Raw genomic sequence first — 25736 nt, forward strand, 5'->3', positions numbered from 1 at the left:
CAATGAAAAAATCATTATTTATCACATTATGTATACTGGCCATATTAGCAGTTTCCCTACTTATAGGGGGATGTGGCAGTAAAAATGATGAAAATATGGATGCCAGTTATTATCGTAAAATATTAATGCTTCCTGATGGTCAGTTACTTTGCTCCTTGGAGGTTGAGGCGGATAAGGTAAATACCGCAGGTGCTGTTTGCAAAGTTGAGAAAAAGGATGGCAAGATTAGGAGAATTACAGCACTATATGATGGACAAAAACCAGATCAAGGCTTTTGGACAGGTTATAGTGGTGTACTATCAGTTCTTGATAAAGCAGATTTATTATCCACTAATGGTTATGAGTATAAACTATATTTTCATATACTGGAAATATCAGAAGATGGGGATGATTTGCTCTATACCGAGACTGGCACAAAACAAACAAAGGAAATACGACGTTTTATAGATGGTGTCAAGGGAAAACCAACCAGTATAAAAAGTGAAGGAAAATTGCAATATGATGCCCAAGGAAGATGTACGGCTATAACTTCCAGTAGTAAAAGAACAGAATTTGGTTATACCGGAGATTCTGTATTGCCAACCAGCATTGTAGCATATAATTCCGACGGAAAAAAATTAGCCTTAGAAATCCCTTTAATGACTTGGGACGAACATAATCGTATAACTAAAGTTGTTATTAAGGGCGATTGGGCATATGATGAAAAATTACGGAATAAAGAAAAATTTGCAGGTGACGAAGCTGTTGGTTCACTAGGATGGGTAAAATTTGATATGGCAGAAATGACCCAGGCTTTCTATGAGGGGGACAATCCTAATCCAATAAGTGTACGAGCCTATAAAGCATCTGGTACTCCAACTCGAAGTAGGAAAACCGGTGTTCACGAGTATGCCTACCGCTATGATGATAAATACAATATGATTAGCGTGGAGGCATTAGTTGGTAAAAATGTAAAAGAACCAGTTATGGCTATTCCATTGGGTGAATCCAAAGATAAAAAGCAAAAATTTTATTGTGCCACTTGTAGGTTTGCCTATGACGAAAAAGGGCGTCGGGTAGCATGGGCAACCTATGGAAAAGATGGTCGACCAGTAAATGGTGCCAGTGGCTATGCTGAAGAAGACAAATTTTATGGTGATGATGGTTCTTTTTCACTAGGACAAGTATATTTTGGAACTTTAGGACAACCAATAAATAGGAATAGCGGCGAAAAAGATGTACCTAATTATCATATAAGCATTTTTATTGATATGGGAGATGGCAAGAGTGAAACCCATTACTTTAATATGGCAGGAGAATGGTTAGGAGTTAATCAGTTCGAAGCAAAGGAAAAAAATGAATTTACTACCTCCCGATTTAACAAAGACAGCGACCTAGAAAAGTTAGCTAAAAAACAGGCTCAACCGATTATTCTGGGCAAGATGGGCTTAATGCAGTTTGTCCATGAGGAAAAGGATATACCAGAAGCAACGCCAAAGCAGACAGATACTGCCTCTACAAATACTACAGTCATGCTTAATAGTCCACTAAAGGCAAAGGATTTAACCTTGGGCAAGCTCTCCATTGGTGACAACACTTCCACTATAAGATCCTCCATGGGGAAACCGATTGAAGTTGTCACGGAAAACGGCCAGCTCCATTGGAAATACCATGAAATTGATATAACACTTGTCAATGACACGATCAGCACATTGATATCCAATAGTCCAGGAGTATTCACCCCACGGGGAATACATGAAGATTCATCTATAGATGATGTATTTAAAAATTATGGTAAAGACTATCGTTATGAAGAATACAATAATATCCAGCTTTATGAATACCCGATAACCTCCAAGGATGGTGCGCCTTGCCTTCTGCGTTTTGCCGTCAAAAAAGGCGAAAATAAGGTGTATTACATAAGTATGAGAAAAATATAGTAATGAAGTCCATTACTATAGATAAATGGGGGTGAGTGTATGTCAAAAATTTGCACAAAATGTGGAAAATCATTTGCTGATTCCTTTAATTTTTGTGAGTCCTGTGGCTCACCACTAGTGGAGCTGATTGATAACCCACCGCCTAGTGAAAATCAATCATCCTTACAATCGGTTTCCCCTGAAGCTGTTGAACAGGATGTTAGGAATCCAATGGTTGTACTTTTTGTTATTGGATTTTTAATTTACTGGGGAGGATATAGCCTTAGTCATTATATTGGAGGTAGCATTGCTAGCATAGTATTTGCTATCTTAATGTTTATACTTTTGGGTGTTCCAATTTTTTCTGGTATGAAGACATTTTTACAACCTAAAATAGGTAAGTTTTCGGCATTTGGAATAAGCCTGACTATAATATATGTTTTCCTCTGGAAAGAATATCCTTGGCTAATCGTTTTCGAAATGCTGGAAAAATTCATCTATCCGACAAAATTTATCATATCAGAAATTATTAGAATGTTGTGCTTTGTGCCAACAGCCTTATTGTGGGCATTCTGCGTAAATATATCAATGCAAAATGCCAAAAATAGTCAATATTAAAAAACAGGGTATGGGAACTGCAACTGATATGCTTCCCATACCCTGCTTTTCATTACAATTAACCATAAAGCTGTATTTTTGAATAGATATTCTATCCTACAAATTATCAAACCCGCTAAATACCAATTTTTTTAGGAGTAAAACTAATATTTAATACCATCCCCATCCCATCAGCTAATCTCTGTAATAACTTGATGGACGGATTGCGAGAACCGTTTTCTATGCGACTTATTTCTGTCTGAGCAATTCCGGTACGCTCAGACAACTCCTTTTGAGTTAGATTGCTTAAGGTTCTGGCATCTATTAAAGCTCGGATAATCTTAAACTCAGGCTGCATTTCTTCATAAGCCTTGGCAAACTCAGGGTCTTTCATACATTCGGCCTTATATTCTTTTAATGTCTTCATGCCTATCACCTTTCCTTGTAATGTAGTCCTGACGACGCTTTATAGCCATTTCAATTTCAGAATCTGGAGTTTTATCTTTTTTCTTTACAAATCCATTAGTAATAATTATTTTTCCACCAGTATAGAAAAAGAACAATGCTCGTGTTATATTATTTCCGAAGTTACACCTTAACTCGAAAATATCATCTCGTAAATATTTGGTATATGGAGCACGAAGTGAAGTACCTTTTTCTTCTAGTAATTCCATCATACCAACCATCTTAGCCCGCATTTTTGGATCCAAATCCCCCAAGAAATCATCTACAGGTGTTTTACCATCAACCGCTTCGTAAAATTCAACCTCAAAGTTCATAGATATTGCCTTTCCTAAAGTATATGAGATATATATCATAAAGTCAATATTAGCATTTTTAATATTATAAATTATTATATAATATTTACATAATTATTTTATAATTTATTATAAATATACTTATAATATTTGTCTATTATTTTTATAATTATATTAATTTGAGGTTAAAATGATGACTAAAAAAAGCTATAGCCGGGTATTGATATGCAATCAATCCAGCCATAGCCTTTTTTTATTCAAATATTAATTTAAAATAGCTGCTTATTCCAGCTCATCAAATACACTGAAATGGGATTCATAGCGTCCCTTAACATGGTTGATACCCATATACTTAACAAATGGTGCCAGCTCCTCCAGCTTCATTACGCGGATATCACCATCCAGATTTGCCATAACAACCTCCGGAATATCGAATTCCGCCATAACCTGCAGACAGCCACCGCATGGCACAAATGGATTCTCCGTATCTGCCACCACGGCAACCGCATCAAACTCCTGCTTGCCATCGGAAATAGCCTTATAAACCGCAGCCCTTTCAGCGCATACGGACAAGCTGCTGGAACCGTTTTCCACATTGCAAGCTCCATACAAAGTGCCGTCAGATGCTAAAATGCAAGCACCAACTTTAATGTTAGAATAAGGGCTGTAGGCTTTCTGGCGGGCATCCTTGGCCATCTTAACCATAGTGTCGCAAATATCTTCATTTAACATATTTCATGGCTCCTTTGCTTAATATTTTACAAATGTAATAATACCGATACTACTTAGGTATATTTTATTCGATAAGGATAATTTTATCAATTCATTTTTTCCAAAGCCCAAAAGCCCTGTTTATACACAATTTCCACAGGTTATCCACAGTTATTAACATATATCCACACAATATGTGTTCTATTTCTGTGGATAAAGTGGATAACTTTGTGAATAACTCAATATATAGTGGCTTTTTTCATCCAAAGCACAATATATAGGTTCATTTTTTCAAAAATATCCAACTAAACTTGTGGATATTTTACATCTCCTTTTCATTTTTGAAAATTATACTTGAAATAATGAAAATATTATCCACAATTAGTTGCATAAGTTATTTGAAAATAATATACTAGTTGGGCAGTTTAAATTTAAAAATAGAATTCTTTCATAAAAAAATAAAAGGAAGCGAAGATATTGCCAAATAATAAATATAACCAAGAACCACCCATATATCGCTCTAAGCGACGCCGGAAAAAGAAAAGCAACTTCTGGCCAATGTTCTTGCTGCTATGTGCCTTTGTAATCGCTGCAGTGGCAGGAGCCCTGTTTGCCTCATCTGTTCTCTTCGAAAAGCCTGCCAAGCCTGAAAAGGCAAATCTTATGACGGCCAAGGACAAAATAATCGTCATGATTATGGGTGTGGATGAACGAGAAGGGGATGTGGGCCGCTCGGATACCCTGATGGTGGCCACACTGGACCCTAAGAAGAAAAAGGCAGCTCTCCTGTCTATTCCTCGTGATACCCGTGTAAAAATCAAGGGATATGGCTTTGATAAAATCAATGCAGCCTATGCCTATGGAGGCCACGAGCTGACCCGGGACACCGTGGAGGATCTAATTGGTGTTCACATGGAGCACCATATCCTGATTAATATAAAATCCTTCAAGAAAATTATTGATGCCATCGGAGGCGTGGACATAAACGTAGAGAAGCGAATGTACTACGAGGATGTATGGGATGACGATGGGGGCCTTCTCATCGACCTTCAGCCAGGGCTGCAGCACATGGACGGCGATACTGCCATTACCTATGTACGTTACCGTGATGAGGAGGGTGATATTGGCCGTATCAGACGCCAGCAAAAATTCATGCAGGCCGTAATGGATAAGGTAACATCCCCGGCTATTATTCCACGTATTCCGTCTATTATCAAGGAAGTGGTGGGCTCGGTACAGACAGACCTTTCTGTAAAGCAGCTTATTGAATTTGCCACCTCCCTTAAGGATGCCCAAAAATCAGGGCTGCAGGCAGAAATGCTGCCTGGAAAGCCAATGTATATAGATGGTGTAAGCTACTGGATTCCTGATCTGGGTAAGCTGAGAACCACTGTTGCCAATACCCTTGATACTACCCTGGATAAGAATCTCAGAGATGATCTGGCAGAGGATACCCGTGAATATGAGGAATCCATTCCAAACAATGCCCGGGAGCTCAATGCTGAGGAGGCAAGGGAAATATATCGTCATGAGAACACTGAGGATATAGAAAGAGCAAAGCAAATTACCAAGAGGGAGTCCACTGATGAAAAGCTGAGAAAGGACCCTTACGAAATAGAGGAGTCATCAGTGAAGCAGGAGCCTGTGGTGCAGGAAACCAAGCCAAAAACCAAGGGGCCGACTCCATCTCCTACAGTACCTAGTGCCGGAAAAACCGCAAATTAAACTTTAAAAATCATATGGACGATTGCCTAGTGCAGTCGCCCATATTTTTTTGCACCAAAAAAGAGGACGTCGTCACTAATTTCTCTCAGTGCGACATCCCCTAATTTAATTAAATGTTAGTCATTTTTCTGCAACAGAGTTGCCATGGAGGAAACCTTATCTCCCTCACTTGGCTTCATAATGATAACACCCTGGGTGTTGCGGCCAATCTGGCTGATACCGCTGATGGAGGTTCTCAGAACCACACCGCCCTCAGTAATGAGAAGCAGCTCATGATCCTCCTGAACCACTGCCATGCCAATTACCTTACCGGTCTTTTCAGTAACCTTAAGGTTAATCAGGCCCTTGCCTCCGCGGTGCTGAACGGTGTACTGGTCAATGGTGGTACGCTTGCCCAGACCACATTCAGTAACAGTAAGCACGTCAGCATCTTCCTTCAGGCTGTCCATAGCCACCACCTCATCACCAGGGGTAAGTCTGATACCCTTTACGCCTCTGGCTACGCGGCCCATAACGCGAACCTGGTCCTCCTCAAAGGCAATGGCCATACCATTTTTGGTACCCAGCATAATCTTCTGCTGACCATTGGTAATCTTAACACCGATGAGCTCATCATCCTCCTGAAGGCTGATGGCAATAACGCCAATCTTACGGGAGGTATTGAAGTCAGACAGGCTTACACGCTTAACTACACCCATCTTGGTGGCCATAAAGAGGTACTTGTCAGGATCATAATCCCTTACCTGAATAACAGCACTAACCTTCTCGTCCTTATCCAGCTTCAGCAGATTAATAAGAGCTGTACCCTTGGCGGTGCGGCTAGCCTCTGCAATCTGATAAGCCTTGAGATAATATACGCGGCCTTTGTTTGTATAGAACAGGATGGTATGATGGTTGGTGGTGATCAGGAGATTTTCAACGAAATCGTCCTCCTTGGTAGGCATACCATTTACACCAGTTCCTCCACGATTCTGTCTTCTATATGTATCCAGCTTAATGCGCTTGATATAATTTCTGTGGGTAATGGAAATAACCACATCATCATCAGCAATCATATCCTCAATATCAATCTCACTCATATCGTGGGTAATATTGGTACGACGCTCATCACCGAACTTGCGCTTAACCTCGGTGAGCTCCTCCTTGATGATTTCCATGATTTTCCACTCATCAGCCAATACAGACTTCAACCATTCAATCCTCTTTAAGATTTCCTGGTATTCTTCCTCGATCTTCTCACGCTCCAGACCTGTGAGGCGCTGAAGTCTGAGATCAAGGATAGCCTGTGCCTGCTTTTCACTGAGGCTGAAGCCTTCCATAAGGGCAGTACGGGCAATATCAGCAGTACGGGACTCACGGATGGTGGTAATTACCGCATCAATGTGGTCCAGAGCAATATTCAAGCCCTCTAAAATATGGGCTCTTGCCTCGGCCTTGGCCAGCTCGTAACGAGTACGTCTGGTAATAACATCCTCCTGATGCTTAATGTAGTAGTGAAGAACCTGCTTCAGGGTCAGCACCTTTGGCTGATTTTCCACCAAAGCCAGCATAATAACACCAAATGTTTCCTGCATCTGGGTATGCTTATAGAGCTGATTAAGCATAATATCAGGATTTATATCCTTGCGAAGCTCCATAACGATACGCATACCGCTGCGGTCAGATTCATCTCTAAGGTCAGTAATGCCTTCGATCTGCTTATCACGAACCAGCTCAGCAATCTTTTCAATAAGACGTGCCTTATTCACCTGATATGGAAGCTCAGTAACGATAATACGAGGCTTGCCATTGGACATGGTCTCAATATTGGCCTTGGCACGCATCTTTATCTGACCACGGCCGGTGGAATAAGCACTCTTAATGCCAGCAGTACCCATAATAAGACCGCCAGTAGGGAAATCAGGTCCCTTAATAACGGTCATAAGCTCCTCAGCCGTAGCATCAGGATTATCAATAAGCATCAGCACACCATCAATAACCTCATTCATGTTATGAGGAGGAATGTTGGTGGCCATACCTACAGCTATACCGGATGTACCGTTTACCAAAAGCTCAGGGAACTTTGATGGCAGTACAGTTGGTTCCTTTAAGGATTCATCATAGTTAGGCGTAAAATCAACGGTTTCCTTATCAATATCCTGAAGCATAAGCTCAGAAATTCTTGACATACGAACCTCAGTATAACGCATTGCTGCAGCAGGGTCGCCATCCACGGAACCAAAGTTACCATGACCATCTGCCAGCATATAGCGCATGGAAAAGTCCTGAGCCATACGAACAATAGCATCATATACTGAGCTATCACCATGTGGGTGATATTTACCCAATACTTCGCCTACAATACGTGCGGATTTTTTATATGGTTTTCCAGGAGTCATGCCGGCTTCCTGCATAGCGTAAAGAATACGTCTGTGTACAGGCTTCAGACCATCACGAACATCTGGTATTGCTCTGGAAACAATAACACTCATGGCGTAATCAATATAAGAATTACGCATCTCCTGTTCCAGATTTACCGGTAAAATCTTACCTTCGCCGAATTCCACTATCTCACCTCAAAAAGTTTAATACAAAATCAATTAGCTCCTTATTATACCATATTTTGCCCAATATATAAAGATTAAATCCCTGTAATCCTTTGATAAATAGGCATTTATGGCTAATAAGGAGCTTCATTTTGTCATTTTATAAACAAATTATCATTTTATGATTTCCGAATAGATAAAGCCCTCCCGAACCCCTGAATCGCTGTAAATAACCTTTTCAGCGGCAAACCTTTTGGCAATCACATCCGCAATAACCATACCGGAAATAATGGTATGTATTCTGTCAGGAATATTTTTCATGAGAATAACTGACTCGGCCTGCGTCAGCTTTCCCGTGGATCCAAAACGTCTTATCATGTCAGACAATTTGGCCGTATCTATCTCCTTATTTCTCCTGTCCGTACTGTAAAGGGCATTATAAAGTGCTCTGGTTCCCTTAAAGGTCCCCCCAATGCCACAGATTACCTTTGATTTAATATCCTTAAAATCACTGGCGCTGTCTATTATTTCCTGGGCTCTGGCATACATTTTTTCAACTTCGTCACTATTTGGCATAAATGAAGTACAGCATTCCTTTTTCAATCCCAAGGAGCCAATATGCAGACTTATTTTATGAGTAATCTGGTTATTTTCATAATAAACCAGCTCCGTACTGCCACCGCCAATATCCACCAGAAGCCCCTCACTCATATCAATATTTCTGGTGGCACCTACAAAATCATATTCAGCTTCCTTGTCTCCCGATATAACCACGATATTAATACCAGTGCGTTGGATTATTTCCGACACCACCTGCTGGCTGTTTTTGCAATTTCTTAGAGCAGCAGTGGTAAAGGCCATAACATCGTTTATGCTGAATACATCCAGAAATTCCTTATATTCATCCAGAACCTGACAGACCTTGTCCACACCCTCCTGACTCATAATATTGTCATTAAGATAGGCTGCCAGTCCCACCATATGCTTTTTCTTTAAAATAAGTTCCATGGCACCATTCTCAATTTCATAAATTGCCATGCGAACAGTATTTGAACCAATATCTATAATCCCCTGAATCATTTTTTTCGCCCCTTATAAAAAATTCAAAACTTTTATTTAATAATATCATAGAATAATTGAATTTCGTATGAAATTATGTTATTATCATTTTGGGTGAACACTGTGGGGACAGTGTTTTGGTGGAAATAGGTAGATGGCATGAAACGGGTAGCGTTCGGTAGCTGCCCGTTTTGTGTTTTCGTTAATATTTTTTTGAAATTAATTTGATTTGCCTCTACTTATTTGTTTTTTTTGTGATAAAATGAATATATAGTATCATAAGAAGTATCGTTTTTTACAGAATGAATTGATGGTGATGTATATGACCTCGAAAATTTATGCATTAATAGGCCCTCATGCCAGTGGTAAATCAACACTCATATCCAGATTGGTTGAGATGGGAGTTCACTACATTCCTGTTTATACCACCAGGGCACCTATGGAATTCGACAAAAATCGTACTACAACCAAGTTTCTGAGCCAGAGTGACTTTCTCAAACAGGATTGGATAGTGAAGGTCACTTACAAGGGCGATTATTACGGCCTTTTAAAAAATGATGTGCTTGATGCTCTAAAAACTGAAAAGATTTCTGTTACCATGCTTACCATTAATGGTGTAAAGCAGGTCAGCAAGCTGTTGACCAATAATCTGGAAACAGTATTTATCATGGTTGACTATGTTACTCTTATTGATCGTATGCTCAAGATGGGACACAACAATGTGGACATGAAGTATCATCTTGAATATGCAGAAAATAATGGTGAGTTTGATAACTGGAAAAACACTGATTTTGTTATCAAAAATATTAAGGACCCAGAAAAATCCCTTGATCAGCTTATGGCAATCATGGGACTCATAGGTAAAACCCAGGTCACCAAAATCAATTCATAATATAGCATTAAAAAAAATAAAAGACTGCTCACATCAAAGAGCAGTCTTTTTTATTGCTTTTTTAGTTTATTTTCCCATGTTTAGTTTATTTTCCCATGGCAGCTGCCTGCTGACGGAGAAGCTGAATTCTCTCGCTGGTAGCAGGATGAGTGCTGAAAAGTGTGGACAGCTTCATATTTGAGCCAGCCAAAGGATTAATTATAAACATGTGGGAAGTGGCCGGAGTAGCCTGTTCCATTGGTCTTGCATGCATTGAATAATATTCAATCTTCTGCAGGGCATCAGCCAAATAATTTGGATTGCCGCAAATTTCTCCCCCTGACTTATCCGCCTCATACTCACGGGAGCGGGAAATAGCCATCTGAATCAGTGCTGCAGCCAACGGAGCCAATATAATGGTGGCCAAAAGACCAACAATATTACCATTATCGTCATCATCAGAGCTGCTGCCAAAAATCATGGACCATTGGGCAATATTGGCAATCATGGAAATAACACCGGCAATAGCTGCCGCCACAGTGGAAATCAGAGTATCACGATGCTTAATATGAGAAAGCTCATGGGCAAGAACACCACTTAACTCCTGCGGAGATAGGGCATTCATAATTCCCGTGGTTACAGCCACAGCTGCATGGGAAGGATTACGGCCAGTGGCAAAGGCATTAGGAATAGCACTATTTACAATGCAAACCTTCGGCATTGGAAGCTGTGCATTGGCAGCCAAACCGGCAACCATATTAAACAGCTGTGGAGCCTCCTCCTGGGATATCTCCCTGGCACCATACATTTTCAATACCATGGTATCACTGAACCAATAAGTAAAGAAGTTCATACCCAGGGAAATCAGCAGCATAAGCATAGCTCCATGACGTCCTCCAAAGGCACTGCCGATGGCTATCATAATACCCATAAGCAGGGCCATTAATACTGTTGTTTTTAATGTATTCATAGTCAATATTCACCTCTTTATGGAGAGTATATATCACAATTCTGAAAAATAAATTAAAAAATGTCAAAAAATCAAATATCCAGATTTCTTACATATTTGGCGTGCTCCTCAATAAACTGACGACGAGGCTCAACCTTGTCACCCATAAGGATATTAAAGAGCTCATCTGCCTCCTGGGCATCCTCCATATCAACGCGGAGCATTGTTCTGGTCTCAGGATCCATGGTGGTTTCCCAAAGCTGCTCAGGATTCATCTCACCAAGACCCTTATAACGCTGAACATTTACGCCATCACGGCCCACCTCATTCAGCTTTGCCTCCAGCTCCTCATCACTGAAGGTATACCAGTGCTTCTTGCCCTTGCGAATCTGATAAAGAGGTGGCTGAGCAATATATACATGGCCACGTTCAATCAAAGGCTTCATATAACGATAGAAGAAGGTGAGAAGGAGAGTACGGATATGGGCACCATCAACATCCGCATCTGTCATAATGATAATTTTGCCGTAGCGGCGCTTGGAAATATCGAATTCATCACCGATACCACTACCAAAGGCTGTAATCATGGTACGAATTTCTGCATTGCTGTAAATCTTGTCAAGACGGGCCTTCTCAACATTGAGAATCTTACCGCGAAGTGGCAAAATAGCCTGGAAACGACGGTCACGGCCCTGCTTGGCACTGCCACCTGCAGAGTCACCCTCTACGATATAGATTTCAGCCTTTTCAGGATCCTTAACAGAGCAGTCAGCCAGCTTGCCAGGAAGGGAATTTACCTCCAGGGCATTCTTTCTTCTGGTGAGCTCACGGGCCTTTCTGGCAGCCTCACGGGCACGGGAAGCCATAACAGCCTTATCAAGTACACGCTTGGTAATAGCAGGATTTTCCTCAAAGTATTCGTTAAGCCCCTCTGATACGATGGAGTCCACAATACCTCTGACCTCAGAGTTACCCAGCTTTGTCTTGGTCTGACCCTCAAACTGAGGCTCACGTATCTTTAAGCTGATAACACAGGTAAGACCCTCACGCACATCCTCACCGGAAAGATTTTGCTGATTTCCCTTGATAATATTATTCTTCTTGGCAAAATCATTGGCAGCACGAGTCAGGGCAATCTTGAAACCAGCCAGATGGGTACCGCCCTCTTCAGTGTTTATATTATTTACAAAGCTATAGATATTCTCCTGATAAGTATCGTTGTACTGCATGGCAATTTCCACAACGATATCATCCTTGGTACCGTTAAAGTAAATAGGAGTCTCGTTAATCTTGGTTTTTTTGCGATTCAGATGCTCCACAAAGGAACGGATACCACCCTCAAAATGGAAGGATTCACGATTACCGCTGCGCTCATCGCTGAGATTAATGGTAATGCCACGGTTCAGAAAAGCCAGCTCCCTAAGTCTGTGCTTAAGGGTATCAAAATTATATTCAGTGACACTGAAAATTTCCTTATCTGGCATGAAATGAACTCTGGTACCGGTTTCCTCAGTTTCTCCGGTAATAGTCATTGGCGAAGTGGTAACACCACGTTTGAAGGCAATTTCGTGAATCTTGCCATCACGCTTTACCTGAACATCCATATATTCACTAAGTGCATTAACTACAGATACACCTACGCCATGAAGACCACCGGATACCTTGTAGCCATCACCACCAAATTTACCTCCGGCATGAAGCACAGTAAGAACAACCTCCACAGCTGGTTTGCCGGTTTCATGGAGGTCAACTGGAATACCACGGCCATTATCAACAACAGTGATACTGTTGTCATTATGAATAGTTACGTCAATATCAGTACAGTAACCAGCCAGTGCCTCATCAATGGAGTTATCAACTACCTCATATACCAGATGGTGAAGACCACGCTCGGAGGTGCTGCCGATATACATACCAGGACGCTTTCTTACTGCCTCCAGACCCTCAAGAACCTGAATCTGATCGGCACCATAATCACCATCAACGGCGGATACCTCGGTACCTATTTCCTCAACGTGTATCTGTACTTCTTCATCATTAATCAAAGCTTCATTTTCAGTGGCCATGAATTAATTCTCCTCCAAATCAAACATTCTTATGCTTTATGTTCTTATGGTATTTTTTGCCATTTTTCATGGCAAAGCTGTCCATAAAATCATATTTAAATTTTTCTATAGTTTTCTGTCTCAACTCCGGAGTCAGCTTATCCGGAGAAACAGATTTATAAAGCATGGTAAGTATGGTAGCCTCCATGCAATCAGTATTTGTTGAGCTTATCTTTGATGCCAGTATCTGCATCAGTATAATCCGCTGCTCATTTACTTCCTCTGCAGTACAGGGAATAGTTTTTACAATATCGCAAAACCTTGCCCATGGTACATCCATAAGGTATCGTCTTATGCTTTTCAGCCTGTCTATATTGGCATTCCGCTTACAGCTGTCACAAAGCTGATCCTCTGGCGGACACAGGGTATTGCATTTGCTGCAGGGATGCCAATTGGTATTTTTGCGGTATTTTTTTAATTTTTCATCGTTAATCTGGACCTTCATAAGAATTTTTCTAAGGTCATCATCCTTTACTCCCTCAAGGTCACGGGATATTTCACTGACATTTTCATCAGAAATATCCATCCTCTGAATTTCCCGGCCCATATCAACTTCATTGCCGTTATCATCAACATCAATTTTTTCTGGCTTTATGTTGGTAAATACCAGATCTTCCACCAGATATTCACCCATAAAGCTGTTTATTTTATTTTTTATTTCATCCTTCATGTATGAAAGCTGGGTAGACCAAATAGGATGAGATGTATAAAGAAACAGCTTCTTAAATTCCAGCTTCACAGGTGATACATTATCAGAAATATGCTTTCCCACAATTTTCGGCCAATAAAACATCATCATGTGGGAAGAAAATTCCTCGCCAATTACCATGGATTTCACAATCTGGGGAAGTATAATATTCATTTTCTCCAGCTTGCCTTTTCTGGGAGCTGACATGGTATCACATCCTGTCACTTACCTCAACGGTTCCCCCGGACACCTTATAAAAAACACTATTAGCATCCTCAGGGAAATAAGCCTTATCAGTGGCGGTAATAATGGTCTGTATATGTTCCTTTTTGATAAACTCCAAAAGCTGCTGCCGCCGGTTCATATCCAGCTCGCTCATAACATCATCCAGAAGCAAAATTGGATATTCGCCCTTTTCTGAACGGATAAATTCCAGCTCTGACAGCTTCATGGACAATACACCTGTACGCTGCTGGCCCTGGGAACCGAAGGCCTTCAAATCTATGCCATTTACATAAATCTGAATATCATCACGGTGAGGACCTATACTGGTGGAACCACGATATATATCCTCACGTGTTACTTCACGCAACGTCTCATTATACCATAAAATCATTTTTTCATCTATCTTATCCACAACTCCTGTGTATCCCTTGACACAGTAAGAAAGAGACAGATTTTCCTCGTTGGTGGAAATTCGCCTCTGCATAAGATTTGCCAGCATATTTAGCTTTTTTACCGTTTCCAGACGCTTGCCAATTATTTTAATTCCACTGTCCACCAGCTGACTGTCCCACATTTCCAGCATTGATGCCTGGGCCTTTCCATCCCTGATGCTCTTTAGAAGGGTATTTCGCTGCTGCAATAATCGGTTATATTTTATTAACTCACCATAATAGGCAGGACTGGCCTGGGATATTTCCATATCAAGAAATCTTCTGCGCTCAGAAGGAGCCCCCTTTATAAGGGTAAGATCCTCAGGAGAAAACAACACCACATTAATGATTCCAATAAGCTCCTTGGCCTTTATTTTACTGCCGTTATGAATAATCTGACGCCTTTTTTCCCGCTGAAAAATAAATTCCAACTTATTGTCCACACCCATACGCTGAAAATCTATAGATACTAAGCTCCCGAGATGATTCCACATAATAAGGTCGTTATCAGTATTTGTCCTAAAGGAGCTTCCCATGGAGGCATAGCAAACAGACTCAAGGATATTAGTCTTTCCTTGAGCATTTCTGCCGATAAATATATTCGTTCCATCAGATAAATCCAGGGACAGTTCCTCGTAGTTCCTGTATCCCACCAGCTTCAGGTGCTTCAGCTTCATGACCTGTTATTCTCCCTTGAAAACAACCTGCCATGAGCCCATTTCCTTGATTTCTACCACATCACCTTCATGGAGCTTTTTACGGCGGGCCGTTTCCACTTTTCCATTTACCAGAATCATCTCATCTTCTATCATGAGCTTCACCTGACCACCGGATTCCAAAACACCGGCCCACTTTAAAAACTGGTCCAGCTGTATCGTTTCAGTATTTACTTCTATTTTTTCAATATTAGCCATAGCTTACCTCTTTGATTACTGGCCCGGAGTACGAACTGGTGTGATGATATAAGTAAAGGATTCGTCATCCAGCATACGAATAGCTGCAGGGCTCAATGAATTATTAAGTGACATATAGAATTCCTTGGTGTTTATAATCTTCAATACATCAGAAACAAAGTCTGCATTGAAGGAAATAACAATATCATCGCCATCAATTTCTGCGGCAATAGATTCATCTGAATTACCGATTTCCGGATTGTCAGAGGTAATGCGAACCATGCCATTGGCAAATTCCATTGTAGCCACATTGTAATCATTGGTACGGGAAATAAGAGCAGTTCTGTCCACAACGGAACGGAACTCCTCGGTATTCAGCTTTATTCTGGTACCAAAATCATTTGGCACTACCCTGTGATAATCAGGGAACTGACCGTCAATAAGACGAGACGAAATATAGGTATTATCAAATTCAAAGCTAATCTGGTTGGAATTGAAGCTGATATTTACAGGGCGTGGCATATCAGAGGACAGCAGCTTATGAATTTCATTCAAAATCTTTGAAGGAATAATCATCTTGCTCTGGCCCTCAAAGTCCTCCAGAACCTTTGACTGAATAGCCAATCTCTTGGTATCAGTGGAAACCATGACTACAGAAGCATAGTTGAGTTCCAGTAAACAGCCTGTAAATACAGGTCTTGCTTCCTCATTGGAGCAGGCAAAGGTGGTTCTCCCAATAAGCTCCTGAAGCACATTATCCATTATAGTAAAGCTCTTATTTGCCTCTAATTTCTTAATAATAGGAAAATCGTCGGCAGACATGCTGAGCAAAGTGAAATGGGAACGATTGGAGCGAATATGGGAGATTTTCTCCTGACGGTCATATTCAAATTCTACAGTAACCCCAGGAAGCTTTCTGATAACCTCCTGAATATATCTGCCAGACAATACAATATTTCCCGGTTCTGAAACCTCAGCTTCTATCTTGGAGATAATGCCAATTTCATAATCTGTGGCCTGAAGCTCCAAGGTATTATTCTCTGCTTTTATATATATTCCCGAAAGAATTGGATTCTGAGGCTTTGAGGAAACTGCCTTTGATACGGTTTGAATTGCCTGGAGTAAATCGTTTTTTTGGCATATAAATTTCATGTTATGCACCCCTTATGTATTTATGATGATTATATATATAAAAAATAGTAGTCGTAATAGTAGGGCCTGTGGAAAAGTGGATAAGTGGATGGAGTCTTTGAAAAAAAAGAAAGTCCACATGTTTATAAAAAGTTGATAAAACAGGGAAGGATATCCACAATAATCACAGAATAATCCTTCCCTTAATTTTATCTACATTTCTTCTACAGGGAATATACATAGTTATTCACAGAAAATGTGGAATAATTGATTAAAGTCTTTCAATGCGTTTGGTAAGTTCCTGTAGAGTATTATCAAGTTTTATATTCTCGCCCTTTTCCTCACTGATCTTGGTGTGGGCATGGAGAACCGTGGTATGGTCTCTGCCACCAAAGAATTCACCAATTTGTGGCAGTGAAGAATTGGTCAGCTCGCGGCAAAGATACATGGCAATCTGTCTTGGATAAGCCAGTGCCTTGGTGCGCTTACTGCTGTTAAGGTCTTCTACCTTAAGGTTGAAGTGGGTTGCCACAACCTCCTGAATAACATCCATGGTGATTTCCTTATTGTGATTTTCAGGATATACATCCTTTAAGGTATCTGCCACAAGATCGGTTGTGATCTTTTCACCAATAAGCTCGGAGTAGGCAACTACTCTTGTGAGAGCACCCTCCAGCTCACGGATGTTGTTATCAATGCGGCTGGCTATGTAAACAAGGGCTTCGTTTGGCACATCAATGTGCTCTGCTTCAGTTTTCTTTTTCAGAATGGCAATTCTTGTTTCCAAATCAGGAGGCTGAATATCTGTCAGCATACCGCCGGCAAAGCGGGAACTAAGACGCTCCTCCAGAGTTTTGATTTCATGTGGAGGTCTATCTGAGGACAGTACAATCTGCTTGTTGGCCTGATGGAGGGCATTAAAGGTATGGAAGAATTCCTCCTGGGTTCTCTCTTTTTTGGAAAGGAACTGAATATCGTCAACCATTAATAGGTCAATATTTCTGTATTTCTGTCTGAAAGCCTCAGTGGTATTATCACGAATGGAGTTAATAAGCTCGTTGGTGAACTTCTCAGAAGTGATATAGAGAACTCTCTTTTCAGGATTATTTTTTAATACCTCATGTCCAATGGCATGCATGAGATGGGTTTTGCCAAGGCCCACACCGCCGTACATGAACAGCGGATTGTAGTTTTTACCAGGATTCTTGGCAACAGCCTGAGCAGCGGCATAGGCTATGCGGTTGAAGCTGCCGGCAACAAAGGTATCGAAAATATAACGTGGATTCAGTGATGAAGCATCGCCAGGTGCAATCTGACCAGGGGTGTCATAGGCTGCCACAAAGGACGCCTTGCCATCATTGTCATTGAAAAGATTTTCCACTGGTTCTTCTGGTTCAGGAGCTGCCTTTTCAACAACCTTTATTTCAAAAGAAACATCAGATTTGTTAAGGGTGTTTTTGCAGGCGTCCACAATAATCGTCATGTAGCGCTCGTCAATGAATTTTTTAACAATATCATTTGGAGCACTTAAAACAATCACATTATTGTCATAATCCATAGGGCTCAGCATTGATAACCAGTTTTCAATTACCTGTGGTGCCAATGTATTCTGAAGCTCAGTGATTATTCTGTCCCAAATTTCATTAAGCTGGTCTTGATTCATCTCTAAAATTCTCCTCGAAAAAATAATCAACAGATAAATAAATTTATCCACATTTGTTAATAAGTATGTGGATAAATCAAGTGTTTGGGTATTTTATGTATTATATTTTTATGATTTTCTTCTATATATAATATATCCGAAAAATATAGCTCGGACTCTGTTGATAAGTATATGTGAAATACCTTCATAATAATAGCAGAATATTTTGGAGTTATCAACAAAAAATGGTGTATATGTAATTCAAAAGAAGGATTTATCCACAAAAATATTGACTTATACCCAGTCTGCCTAGTAAAATTTCTTGACACTATAATAAACGGTGGTCTATAATCTTGTTAGTTAAAATCCAAGGACTATGTGTAATTGCGGTTTGACCGAGTATTTTGCTCGTAATAATATAAGGAGGTGCCAACATTGAAGCAGACTTATCAGCCTAACAATCATTGGAAGAAGAAGACTCATGGTTTCCGTGAGCGTATGAAGACTAAGGGTGGCCGTCAGGTTTTAGCAAGAAGACGTGCTAGAGGCAGAAAGAAGATTTCAGCTTAATAATATGGTCACTTCGGTGGCCTATTTTTCTCTATAGAACCAGTTATACTCTTTATTTTTATGAGTTATGTACCTGGTTCTATGTTCTATTTGCTGAAATGAGGATTTTGCCATGTACAAGTTACCTAAAAGTCGGATCCTGCGTCTTAGGAACGATTTTCAAAAGGTCCACCGTTTTGGGAAATCCTATGCAAACAGGTACTTAGTATTGTATGTCTTCACAGCAAGCGGGCTGGAGGACAAGGTTGGCTTTGCTGCCGGAAAAAAACTGGGCAATGCAGTAGCGCGTAATAGAGTCAAGCGTCTTATGCGTGAGTGTTACCGGTTGCACCAGCAGGATATAAAGAAGGATGTTTGTATCCTTTTGGTTGGCAGAAAACCAGCTGTGGAAGTTAAATACAATGTTATCGAAAAGGCTTTTCTCAACTTGGGCAGAAAGGCCGAAATTTTTGGGAGATGAGAATAATTGGTGAAGAAATTCATGTTATTCATGATCGAGTTTTATCGCTCTTATATTTCACCACTTAAGCCGCCTTCCTGTCGCTATGTTCCCACCTGTTCGGAATATGCGATGATTGCTATTGAAAAATACGGACCCGTGAAGGGTGGATATCTGGCAATAAAGAGAATTCTTCGTTGTCATCCATTTCATAAAGGTGGATATGATCCGGTTCCGTAAAATAGGATTTTATTTTTTTGACAGTTTTTATACTGTAGAAATTAGGATGTGTTAAATTGGATTTTTTAGCATCGGCATTTGAGCCTGTTGTAAATCTTTTCCGCCTTGTCATGGACGGTTTTTACAACATTACTGTTGCGGCCGGCTTTCCAAACTATGGAGTTGCCATCATTCTCATGACTATCTGTGTAAAGCTTTGTCTTTATCCTTTAAATGCAAAGCAGATTAAGTCCATGAAGGCAATGCAGGAGATTCAGCCAAAATTAAAGAAAATCCAGAAGGATTATAAGAATAACCCACAGCTTATGCAGCAGAAGATGGGTGAGCTTTATCAGGAGTCCGGAGTAAATCCTTTGGCAGGCTGTCTGCCACTTCTGGTACAGATGCCAATTCTCATGGGTGTTTATTATTCTCTGTACGGATTGGAGTATTCCGGTGATCCAACCTTCTTATGGTTGTCCAGCCTGTCTGATTCTGACCCTACCTATATTTTGCCTCTTCTTTCTGCTTTGACTACTTATCTGGCTCAGCGTCAGTCCATGGCAATGAATGGTCAGGAAAATCAGCAGATGAAGATGATGATGTACATTATGCCAATATTTATTGGTTACATCTCCATTAATTTCCCAGCAGGTCTGGTACTGTACTGGGTAGTAATGAATATATGTCAGATGGCTCAGCAGTGGTATATGTTCAGAAAAGAAGACCAGAAGGAGGCTGCTTGATTTAATGTCTTTAGAAGTTGAGAAGACTGGTAAAACAGTTGATGAAGCAAAGCAGGCTGCCTTGAGTGAGCTTGGTGTTGACCCTGCTTTAGTTGAATTTGTAGAGGTTGTGGAGCCAACTAAGGGGTTCCTGGGTTTGCTTGGTGGCAAGCCTGCAAGGGTTAAGGCCGTAGTTCGTGAACTCTCACCTATTGAGAAGGCAGAAAAATTCCTTAGTGATATCTTTAAGGCTATGAAGCTGGATATAGAGATTGAAAAGAGCGAGTCTGAGGATGGTACTATTTTCAATCTTATTGGCGATAATTTGGGCATTTTGATTGGTAAGCATGGTCAGACCCTTGATTCTTTGCAGTACCTTTCAAATCTGGCTGCTAATCGCGGTCTCACTGATAATAAGGTTCGCGTTATTATCGATATTGAGAACTACAGAAGCCGTCGTGAGGATACCCTGCGCCGTCTGGCTATGAGATTGGCTGACAAGGTAAGAAGAACTGGAGAACGCATTGTTCTGGAGCCAATGAATCGTCATGAAAGAAAGATTATTCACATGGCATTGCAGGATAATTATCGCGTATCTACCTATAGCTCTGGTGATGAGCCTTATCGTAAGGTTGTAATTGAACTGAAGCGTGGTGGCCGTCGCGATTATCATGAGCGTAAGGACAGAGAAGATTAATTCTTTCCAGGAAATATGATTTATAGAGGCTGTCTCACCTTTGGGGACAGCCTTTTCTATATTTTGTGAAATATGAATTTGGAGGATTTATGCAGGAAAAAAAATTGATGGATGAAACCATCAGTGCCATTGCCACAGCTCCCGGAGAAGGTGGTATTGGTATTATTAGAATCAGCGGCGAAAAAGCCATTTCCATTGCCAATAAGATTTTCAGACCCTTTGCTGCAAAGTCCATTGAGGAATATGGCTACAGAATGGCGATTTATGGTAAGGTCCAGGATGAACAGGGCAAGATCATTGATGAGGCTATTTGTATTGTGATGAATGCTCCAAATTCATATACCTGCGAGGACGTGGTGGAAATTCAGTGTCACGGTGGCAGTATTGTTATGCGGGAAATATTATCCCTTACATATCGCATGGGGGCAAGAGCTGCTGAGCCGGGAGAATTTACCAAGCGGGCCTTTTTAAATGGCAGACTTGACTTAAGTCAGGCCCAGGCCGTAATGGATGTAATAAATGCCAAGACTAAGGCTTCACTGCAAATGGCCATGAGTCATCTTTCCGGTGGCTTTTCCGATAAAATAAAGGCTTTTCGTAATGATATTTTGAGTATCATTGCCCATCTTGAGGCCTCCATTGATTTTCCAGAGGATGATATTGAGGGAATGGACTTTGAGGATACCCGTGAAAAGGTTAAGCTATTGCAGGATAAAATAAGAAAAATTCTGGAATCAGCCAGTACAGGGATTATTCTTAGGGATGGACTTAAAACCGCTATTATTGGTAAGCCTAATGCGGGAAAATCAAGCATTATGAATCTTCTTTTGGGACAGGAGCGGGCTATTGTTACTGATGTTCCCGGTACTACCCGTGACAGTATTGAGGAGTATGTGAATATTGGTGGTATTCCTTTACGTCTGATTGATACTGCAGGGATTCGCAATACCGATGATATCGTGGAAAAAATTGGTGTGGAAAAGGCTTATTCATACGCCAATGACGCAGAGCTTGTGCTGGCAGTTTTTGACAGCAATGAGGAGCTGAATTCAGAGGATGAGGAGATAATTCAGCTTATGGATAATTGTCCGGGAAATGTCATTGTTATAATGAATAAAATGGACTTGTCAGCTGATACAAATAACGATATTATTAGTGAAAAAATAAAGAATTGCCACAATGCAAGGATTCGTGGCATTGTTCCTATGTCCGCCAAGAGCGGTGAAGGAAAGGATACCCTTGAGAACCTTCTTAAGGATATAGTTTATGGCGGACATACTGATATTGTGGAGAGTCAGGTTCTTTGTGATGCCCGGCAGGGGGAAATTCTCCGTCAGACAGCGAATCTTTTGGATGACACCATAAATACAATTGACATGGGGATGAGTGAGGACTTTATTGTTATTGACCTTCGCAGTGCCTGGGAAAAGCTGGGGGAAATAACCGGCGAAACTATTGAGGATGATATTGTAGATCAGATATTCTCAAATTTCTGTATAGGTAAATAAAGGGTTCCATTGGAGGAATTAAAATTGAGTGACAAGCTGTTTATAGCTGGAAAATATGATGTAATTGTAATTGGTGCCGGTCATGCGGGAGTGGAGGCTGCTTTGGCTTCTGCCCGTATGGGCTGTAGCACATTGTTGGCTACTCTCAGTATGGATAATATTGCCCTTATGCCATGCAATCCTTCTGTTGGGGGACCTGCCAAGGGACATTTAGTAAGGGAGCTGGATGCTCTTGGTGGCCAGATGGGTATTAATGCAGATGAGACATGTATTCAGTTTAGGATGCTGAATACCGGAAAGGGTCCTGCTGTTCATGCCATACGTGCCCAGGCTGATAAAAAGCATTATCAGTTCCGCATGAAGGAAGTATGCGAAAATACTGAAAACCTTGATGTTAAGCAGCTGATGATTGATAAGCTCATTATTGAAGATAATGAGATAAAGGGTATTATCACCGAAAATATGGAGCAGTATCTTTGTGATGCGGCTATTTTGGCAACGGGAACATATTTAAAGGGCCAGATTATTATCGGTCTTCATACATATTCTGGTGGGCCTAGCGGTCAGCGTTCAGCGGAAAAGCTGTCCCAGTCCCTATTGGATGCAGGCATTAAGCTGATGCGTTTTAAGACTGGTACTCCTGCCAGAGTAGATGCCAGAACTCTTGATTATGATAAGATGGAGATTCAGCCTGGTAATGATGAGGCCCGTAATTTCTCCTTTATGAGTGATATTACCACAAGGGAGCAGACTCCATGCTGGCTTACTTATACTAATGCCCAAACCCATAAAATTATTATGGATAATATAGATAGGGCGCCAATGGCCAATGGTATTATTAAGGGCATCGGACCAAGATATTGTCCTTCCATTGAAACCAAGCTCATAAGATTTCCGGATAAGGAAAGACATCAGCTGTTTCTTGAGCCGGAGGGACTGCATACCAATGAGGTTTATGTACAGGGAATGTCAACCTCTTTGCCAATGGATGTACAGATCGATTTTCTTCACACCATTCCTGGTCTGGAGCATGCCAAGGTCATGCGTGCGGGCTATGCTATTGAGTATGACTGCCTTGATCCATTGCAGCTGAAGCCAACCCTGGAGCTTAAGAAAATATCAGGGCTATTTTCCGCAGGACAGGCCAACGGTACCTCTGGCTATGAGGAGGCTGCTGCCCAGGGAATTATTGCGGGCATAAATGCTGCATTGAAGGTGCAGAACAAGGAGCCATTGATTTTAAAGCGTTCTGATGCCTATATTGGTGTGCTTATTGATGATTTGGTTACCAAGGGTACCAGTGAGCCATATAGAATTATGACTTCCAGAGCAGAGTACCGTCTGATTTTACGTCAGGATAATGCAGACCAACGCTTGACTCCATTGGGCCGAAAGGTTGGCCTTGTAAAGGATGACCGCTGGGAGAGATTTACCAGAAAGATGGCAGTTATTAATGAAACTGTTGATTTATTAAAGGAAAGAAAGCTGAATCCAAATCAGGAGACCTTGAAGCTTCTGGCAGATAATGGAATTGAGGAAATCCGCAATACCATCAGTCTTTACGATTTGCTGAAGCGTCCTGATATTAATTATGATAAATTGAAGGAAATATTCGGCTTGCCAGAGATTAATGAGGAAGCAAAGCAGCAGGTGGAAATTTCCATCACCTATGAGGGCTATATAAAGAAGCAGCTGGAACAGGTGGAGAAGATGAAGAAGCTGGAAGAGAAGCTGATTCCGGAATCCATCGATTATGCTCTTGTGGCTAATCTTAGAGATGAGGCCAGAGAAAAGCTGGCTGATATAAGGCCTATTTCCATTGGTCAGGCCGCCAGAATTTCCGGTGTATCCCCAGCTGATATTTCCGTGCTGATGATATATCTGGAACAGCAAAAAAGGATAGAGGAGACAAAAAATGAGCTTTAAGGAGAACTTGAAGGATGCAGCAGATAAATATGGTATTTCCTTAAATGAAGTTCAGATAGATCAGTTTGATAAATATTTTCAGCTTCTTATTGAATGGAATGAAAAAATAAATCTTACTGCCATTACTGAGCCAAAGGAAGTGGCCATAAAGCACATGATAGATTCTCTGACCTGCTGGGACGATGGGAGGTTTATGGGGGATATCAGCGTAATAGATGTGGGTACCGGAGCAGGATTTCCCGGTATTCCCTTGAAAATTTTTAAGCCTGGTATAAAGCTCACCCTTTTGGATTCTCTAAATAAAAGAATTAATTTTCTCCAGACTGTGGTGGACGAATTGGGACTTCAAAATGTGGAGTGCATTCATGCCAGAGCTGAGGAGGGTGCCAGAAATAAAAAGCTGAGAGAGAGCTTTGATTTGGTGGTGTCCCGTGCTGTGGCCAGACTTCCTGTATTGGCAGAATATTGTCTGCCCTTTGTAAAGAAAAACGGCACCTTTGCTGCCCTAAAGGGAATGAAATTTGCAGAGGAGGCTGAAGCTGCCAAAAAGGCCCTGTCCATATTGGGTGGTGGCAAGGCAGAATGTGTGGAGGTTAAGCTGCCATACCTTGAAGATAAGCGGGCTGTAATTTATATAAAAAAGGAAAAAAACACTCCAAAGGTTTATCCACGAAAGGCGGGAACTCCTGATAAAAATCCTCTTTGATTCTAAAGGATTATTGGATTTTTTATAGAAGTGTTATATGATATGTTATATAGATTACACAGACAGGATGTGATTATGGTGAAGAAAAGTATCATACTGCTTTTTACTGTTTTATCCATATTATGCAGCTTTAGTATTGTAAGTGCCGATGGCGTTCAACAGCCACCTGGTAGCTCAGACAGCTCTTCTGAGGATACTGCTGAAAAGGCACCAAGCAGATTTATAAGGTTTGCCGAGGATGAGTCCTATGTTTATTATTTAGACAAAAAGGATTCCGGATGGGTACGAAGACCATATACCATGGATAAATACGTTATTGAAGCCTGGGTTAAGATGGTGCCTTATGAATACGCAACCTATGAAATGTATAGTCCTGAGGCGGATGATTCCAGATATTTCCTGGAGCATTATCTGGTGGATCCCCAGAACAAGAAAATTCAATTTCTGTGTGAGATAGAGGTTGAAGGGGGCAGACCTCAGAACAATATAAAGCAGAGGAAATACGATCACAAGCATTGGGAGCCTTTGATTCCTGAAAGCGTGGAGGATACCGTATATCATGCAGTTGTTGATAAATATGGTAAGTCTAATGAGGATAACACCTGGAAGACTATTGATGAAATTATTGACGGTCTCTTTAGTGTAAGGGTATTGAAGGAAGTTATAAAGATGGGCAAGATTTAATTATTCACAGAAATATTGAATTGTCCACAAAAAAATCGAACATATTTGTGAATA

Annotated in this window: 25 protein-coding genes; 13 read left to right on the forward strand and 12 right to left on the reverse strand. The window is 40.9% G+C overall.

The annotated features are described in order from the left end of the window. The first annotated feature begins 2 nt into the window (after positions 1 to 2). Together B6K08_RS00770 and B6K08_RS00775 are read left to right on the forward strand one after the other, a co-directional pair. Positions 3 to 1919, forward strand: a complete 1917-nt coding sequence (locus B6K08_RS00770) for a hypothetical protein (protein WP_039212157.1) — start codon at positions 3 to 5, stop codon at positions 1917 to 1919. 39 nt (positions 1920 to 1958) lie between these two features. Beyond that, entirely contained in the window at positions 1959 to 2516 is a 558-nt protein-coding gene (locus B6K08_RS00775; RefSeq protein ID WP_039212160.1) for a zinc ribbon domain-containing protein, read from the forward strand. Between the two features lie 115 nt (positions 2517 to 2631). Here B6K08_RS00775 and B6K08_RS00780 read toward each other — a convergent pair whose 3' ends face one another. The 3 genes from B6K08_RS00780 to cdd form a co-directional block, all read right to left on the reverse strand. Continuing rightward, a complete protein-coding gene (locus B6K08_RS00780; RefSeq protein WP_039212162.1) occupies positions 2632 to 2922 on the reverse strand; it encodes a helix-turn-helix domain-containing protein in 291 nt (96 codons plus the stop codon). Beyond that, the gene (locus tag B6K08_RS00785) at positions 2900 to 3274 is read right to left on the reverse strand and encodes a type II toxin-antitoxin system RelE/ParE family toxin (RefSeq protein ID WP_039212164.1); all 375 of its coding nucleotides are present in this window, start codon (positions 3272 to 3274) and stop codon (positions 2900 to 2902) included. Before B6K08_RS00785 ends, B6K08_RS00780 begins: the two co-directional genes overlap by 23 nt. A 261-nt stretch (positions 3275 to 3535) precedes the next feature. Beyond that, on the reverse strand, positions 3536 to 3985 hold the full coding sequence (gene cdd, locus B6K08_RS00790) for a cytidine deaminase (protein ID WP_051555374.1): 450 nt from the start codon (positions 3983 to 3985) through the stop codon (positions 3536 to 3538). Positions 3986 to 4522: 537 nt separating this feature from the next. On the opposite strand from cdd, the gene B6K08_RS00795 reads away from it, so the two are divergent. Further along, complete coding sequence (locus B6K08_RS00795; RefSeq protein ID WP_052212605.1) at positions 4523 to 5689, forward strand: LCP family protein; 1167 nt, start codon at positions 4523 to 4525, stop codon at positions 5687 to 5689. Positions 5690 to 5805: 116 nt separating this feature from the next. Here the strand turns inward: B6K08_RS00795 and gyrA are convergent, their stop codons facing one another. Both gyrA and B6K08_RS00805 read right to left on the reverse strand, forming a co-directional pair. Beyond that, the gene (gyrA, locus tag B6K08_RS00800; RefSeq protein ID WP_039212167.1) at positions 5806 to 8235 is read right to left on the reverse strand and encodes a DNA gyrase subunit A; all 2430 of its coding nucleotides are present in this window, start codon (positions 8233 to 8235) and stop codon (positions 5806 to 5808) included. Positions 8236 to 8388: 153 nt separating this feature from the next. Continuing rightward, on the reverse strand, positions 8389 to 9294 hold the full coding sequence (locus B6K08_RS00805; protein ID WP_039212170.1) for a Ppx/GppA phosphatase family protein: 906 nt from the start codon (positions 9292 to 9294) through the stop codon (positions 8389 to 8391). Positions 9295 to 9595: 301 nt separating this feature from the next. On the opposite strand from B6K08_RS00805, the gene B6K08_RS00810 reads away from it, so the two are divergent. Continuing rightward, entirely contained in the window at positions 9596 to 10165 is a 570-nt protein-coding gene (locus B6K08_RS00810) for a nucleoside/nucleotide kinase family protein (RefSeq protein ID WP_039212173.1), read from the forward strand. Positions 10166 to 10250: 85 nt separating this feature from the next. Here the strand turns inward: B6K08_RS00810 and htpX are convergent, their stop codons facing one another. The 7 genes from htpX to dnaA form a co-directional block, all read right to left on the reverse strand. Continuing rightward, positions 10251 to 11114 (reverse strand): zinc metalloprotease HtpX, encoded by an 864-nt coding sequence (gene htpX, locus B6K08_RS00815; RefSeq protein WP_027396734.1) that lies wholly within the window; start codon positions 11112 to 11114, stop codon positions 10251 to 10253. Between the two features lie 71 nt (positions 11115 to 11185). Next, positions 11186 to 13159, reverse strand: a complete 1974-nt coding sequence (gene gyrB, locus B6K08_RS00820) for a DNA topoisomerase (ATP-hydrolyzing) subunit B (RefSeq protein WP_080325186.1) — start codon at positions 13157 to 13159, stop codon at positions 11186 to 11188. 19 nt (positions 13160 to 13178) lie between these two features. Beyond that, positions 13179 to 14093: a DciA family protein gene (locus B6K08_RS00825; protein ID WP_039208961.1), complete on the reverse strand. Its 915-nt coding sequence runs from the start codon at positions 14091 to 14093 to the stop codon at positions 13179 to 13181. 4 nt (positions 14094 to 14097) lie between these two features. Beyond that, positions 14098 to 15219, reverse strand: a complete 1122-nt coding sequence (gene recF, locus B6K08_RS00830; protein ID WP_039208963.1) for a DNA replication/repair protein RecF — start codon at positions 15217 to 15219, stop codon at positions 14098 to 14100. A gap of 6 nt (positions 15220 to 15225) precedes the next feature. Continuing rightward, positions 15226 to 15447, reverse strand: a complete 222-nt coding sequence (locus B6K08_RS00835; RefSeq protein WP_039209015.1) for an RNA-binding S4 domain-containing protein — start codon at positions 15445 to 15447, stop codon at positions 15226 to 15228. A gap of 24 nt (positions 15448 to 15471) precedes the next feature. Next, positions 15472 to 16587, reverse strand: coding sequence for a DNA polymerase III subunit beta (dnaN, locus tag B6K08_RS00840; RefSeq protein WP_039208965.1), 1116 nt, complete (start codon positions 16585 to 16587; stop codon positions 15472 to 15474). A gap of 250 nt (positions 16588 to 16837) precedes the next feature. Further along, entirely contained in the window at positions 16838 to 18229 is a 1392-nt protein-coding gene (gene dnaA / locus B6K08_RS00845) for a chromosomal replication initiator protein DnaA (protein WP_039208969.1), read from the reverse strand. Positions 18230 to 18643: 414 nt separating this feature from the next. On the opposite strand from dnaA, the gene rpmH reads away from it, so the two are divergent. From rpmH to B6K08_RS00890, 9 genes are all read left to right on the forward strand, one after another. Continuing rightward, positions 18644 to 18778, forward strand: a complete 135-nt coding sequence (gene rpmH / locus B6K08_RS00850) for a 50S ribosomal protein L34 (protein ID WP_027396727.1) — start codon at positions 18644 to 18646, stop codon at positions 18776 to 18778. A 112-nt stretch (positions 18779 to 18890) separates the two neighbouring features. Further along, complete coding sequence (gene rnpA, locus B6K08_RS00855; RefSeq protein WP_039208972.1) at positions 18891 to 19238, forward strand: ribonuclease P protein component; 348 nt, start codon at positions 18891 to 18893, stop codon at positions 19236 to 19238. A 21-nt stretch (positions 19239 to 19259) separates the two neighbouring features. Then, positions 19260 to 19457, forward strand: a complete 198-nt coding sequence (yidD, locus tag B6K08_RS00860; RefSeq protein WP_407397026.1) for a membrane protein insertion efficiency factor YidD — start codon at positions 19260 to 19262, stop codon at positions 19455 to 19457. Between the two features lie 56 nt (positions 19458 to 19513). Beyond that, a complete protein-coding gene (locus B6K08_RS00865) occupies positions 19514 to 20182 on the forward strand; it encodes a YidC/Oxa1 family membrane protein insertase (RefSeq protein WP_039208976.1) in 669 nt (222 codons plus the stop codon). A 4-nt stretch (positions 20183 to 20186) separates the two neighbouring features. Further along, positions 20187 to 20858 carry an RNA-binding cell elongation regulator Jag/EloR gene (gene jag / locus B6K08_RS00870; protein ID WP_027396724.1) on the forward strand — a complete coding sequence of 224 codons (672 nt, stop codon included), beginning with the start codon at positions 20187 to 20189 and terminating at the stop codon, positions 20856 to 20858. Between the two features lie 89 nt (positions 20859 to 20947). Then, positions 20948 to 22366: a tRNA uridine-5-carboxymethylaminomethyl(34) synthesis GTPase MnmE gene (gene mnmE / locus B6K08_RS00875; protein ID WP_039208979.1), complete on the forward strand. Its 1419-nt coding sequence runs from the start codon at positions 20948 to 20950 to the stop codon at positions 22364 to 22366. A gap of 36 nt (positions 22367 to 22402) precedes the next feature. Next, positions 22403 to 24292, forward strand: a complete 1890-nt coding sequence (gene mnmG / locus B6K08_RS00880; protein WP_039209018.1) for a tRNA uridine-5-carboxymethylaminomethyl(34) synthesis enzyme MnmG — start codon at positions 22403 to 22405, stop codon at positions 24290 to 24292. After that, entirely contained in the window at positions 24282 to 24998 is a 717-nt protein-coding gene (gene rsmG, locus B6K08_RS00885) for a 16S rRNA (guanine(527)-N(7))-methyltransferase RsmG (RefSeq protein WP_027396721.1), read from the forward strand. The genes mnmG and rsmG overlap by 11 nt, the downstream gene beginning before the upstream one ends. A gap of 75 nt (positions 24999 to 25073) precedes the next feature. After that, complete coding sequence (locus tag B6K08_RS00890; RefSeq protein ID WP_051555373.1) at positions 25074 to 25682, forward strand: hypothetical protein; 609 nt, start codon at positions 25074 to 25076, stop codon at positions 25680 to 25682. Positions 25683 to 25736 lie beyond the last annotated feature (54 nt).

The sequence above is a fragment of the Anaerovibrio lipolyticus DSM 3074 genome (assembly GCF_900141865.1).
GTDB lineage: Bacteria > Bacillota > Negativicutes > Selenomonadales > Selenomonadaceae > Anaerovibrio > Anaerovibrio lipolyticus.

Bases quoted from the DNA above. Each gene is read 5' to 3' on its own strand.
- B6K08_RS00780 (WP_039212162.1), bottom strand. From the start codon at position 2,922: ATGAAGACATTAAAAGAATATAAGGCCGAATGTATGAAAGACCCTGAG.
- rnpA (WP_039208972.1), top strand. From the start codon at position 18,891: ATGTACAAGTTACCTAAAAGTCGGATCCTGCGTCTTAGGAACGATTTT.
- cdd (WP_051555374.1), bottom strand. From the start codon at position 3,985: ATGTTAAATGAAGATATTTGCGACACTATGGTTAAGATGGCCAAGGAT.
- gyrB (WP_080325186.1), bottom strand. From the start codon at position 13,159: ATGGCCACTGAAAATGAAGCTTTGATTAATGATGAAGAAGTACAGATA.
- jag (WP_027396724.1), top strand. From the start codon at position 20,187: ATGTCTTTAGAAGTTGAGAAGACTGGTAAAACAGTTGATGAAGCAAAG.
- htpX (WP_027396734.1), bottom strand. From the start codon at position 11,114: ATGAATACATTAAAAACAACAGTATTAATGGCCCTGCTTATGGGTATT.
- dnaA (WP_039208969.1), bottom strand. From the start codon at position 18,229: ATGAATCAAGACCAGCTTAATGAAATTTGGGACAGAATAATCACTGAG.
- rsmG (WP_027396721.1), top strand. From the start codon at position 24,282: ATGAGCTTTAAGGAGAACTTGAAGGATGCAGCAGATAAATATGGTATT.
- yidD (WP_407397026.1), top strand. From the start codon at position 19,260: ATGTTATTCATGATCGAGTTTTATCGCTCTTATATTTCACCACTTAAG.
- B6K08_RS00825 (WP_039208961.1), bottom strand. From the start codon at position 14,093: ATGTCAGCTCCCAGAAAAGGCAAGCTGGAGAAAATGAATATTATACTT.
- dnaN (WP_039208965.1), bottom strand. From the start codon at position 16,587: ATGAAATTTATATGCCAAAAAAACGATTTACTCCAGGCAATTCAAACC.
- B6K08_RS00805 (WP_039212170.1), bottom strand. From the start codon at position 9,294: ATGATTCAGGGGATTATAGATATTGGTTCAAATACTGTTCGCATGGCA.
- B6K08_RS00795 (WP_052212605.1), top strand. From the start codon at position 4,523: ATGTTCTTGCTGCTATGTGCCTTTGTAATCGCTGCAGTGGCAGGAGCC.
- B6K08_RS00770 (WP_039212157.1), top strand. From the start codon at position 3: ATGAAAAAATCATTATTTATCACATTATGTATACTGGCCATATTAGCA.
- B6K08_RS00785 (WP_039212164.1), bottom strand. From the start codon at position 3,274: ATGAACTTTGAGGTTGAATTTTACGAAGCGGTTGATGGTAAAACACCT.
- B6K08_RS00810 (WP_039212173.1), top strand. From the start codon at position 9,596: ATGACCTCGAAAATTTATGCATTAATAGGCCCTCATGCCAGTGGTAAA.
- recF (WP_039208963.1), bottom strand. From the start codon at position 15,219: ATGAAGCTGAAGCACCTGAAGCTGGTGGGATACAGGAACTACGAGGAA.
- B6K08_RS00890 (WP_051555373.1), top strand. From the start codon at position 25,074: ATGGTGAAGAAAAGTATCATACTGCTTTTTACTGTTTTATCCATATTA.
- B6K08_RS00775 (WP_039212160.1), top strand. From the start codon at position 1,959: ATGTCAAAAATTTGCACAAAATGTGGAAAATCATTTGCTGATTCCTTT.
- mnmE (WP_039208979.1), top strand. From the start codon at position 20,948: ATGCAGGAAAAAAAATTGATGGATGAAACCATCAGTGCCATTGCCACA.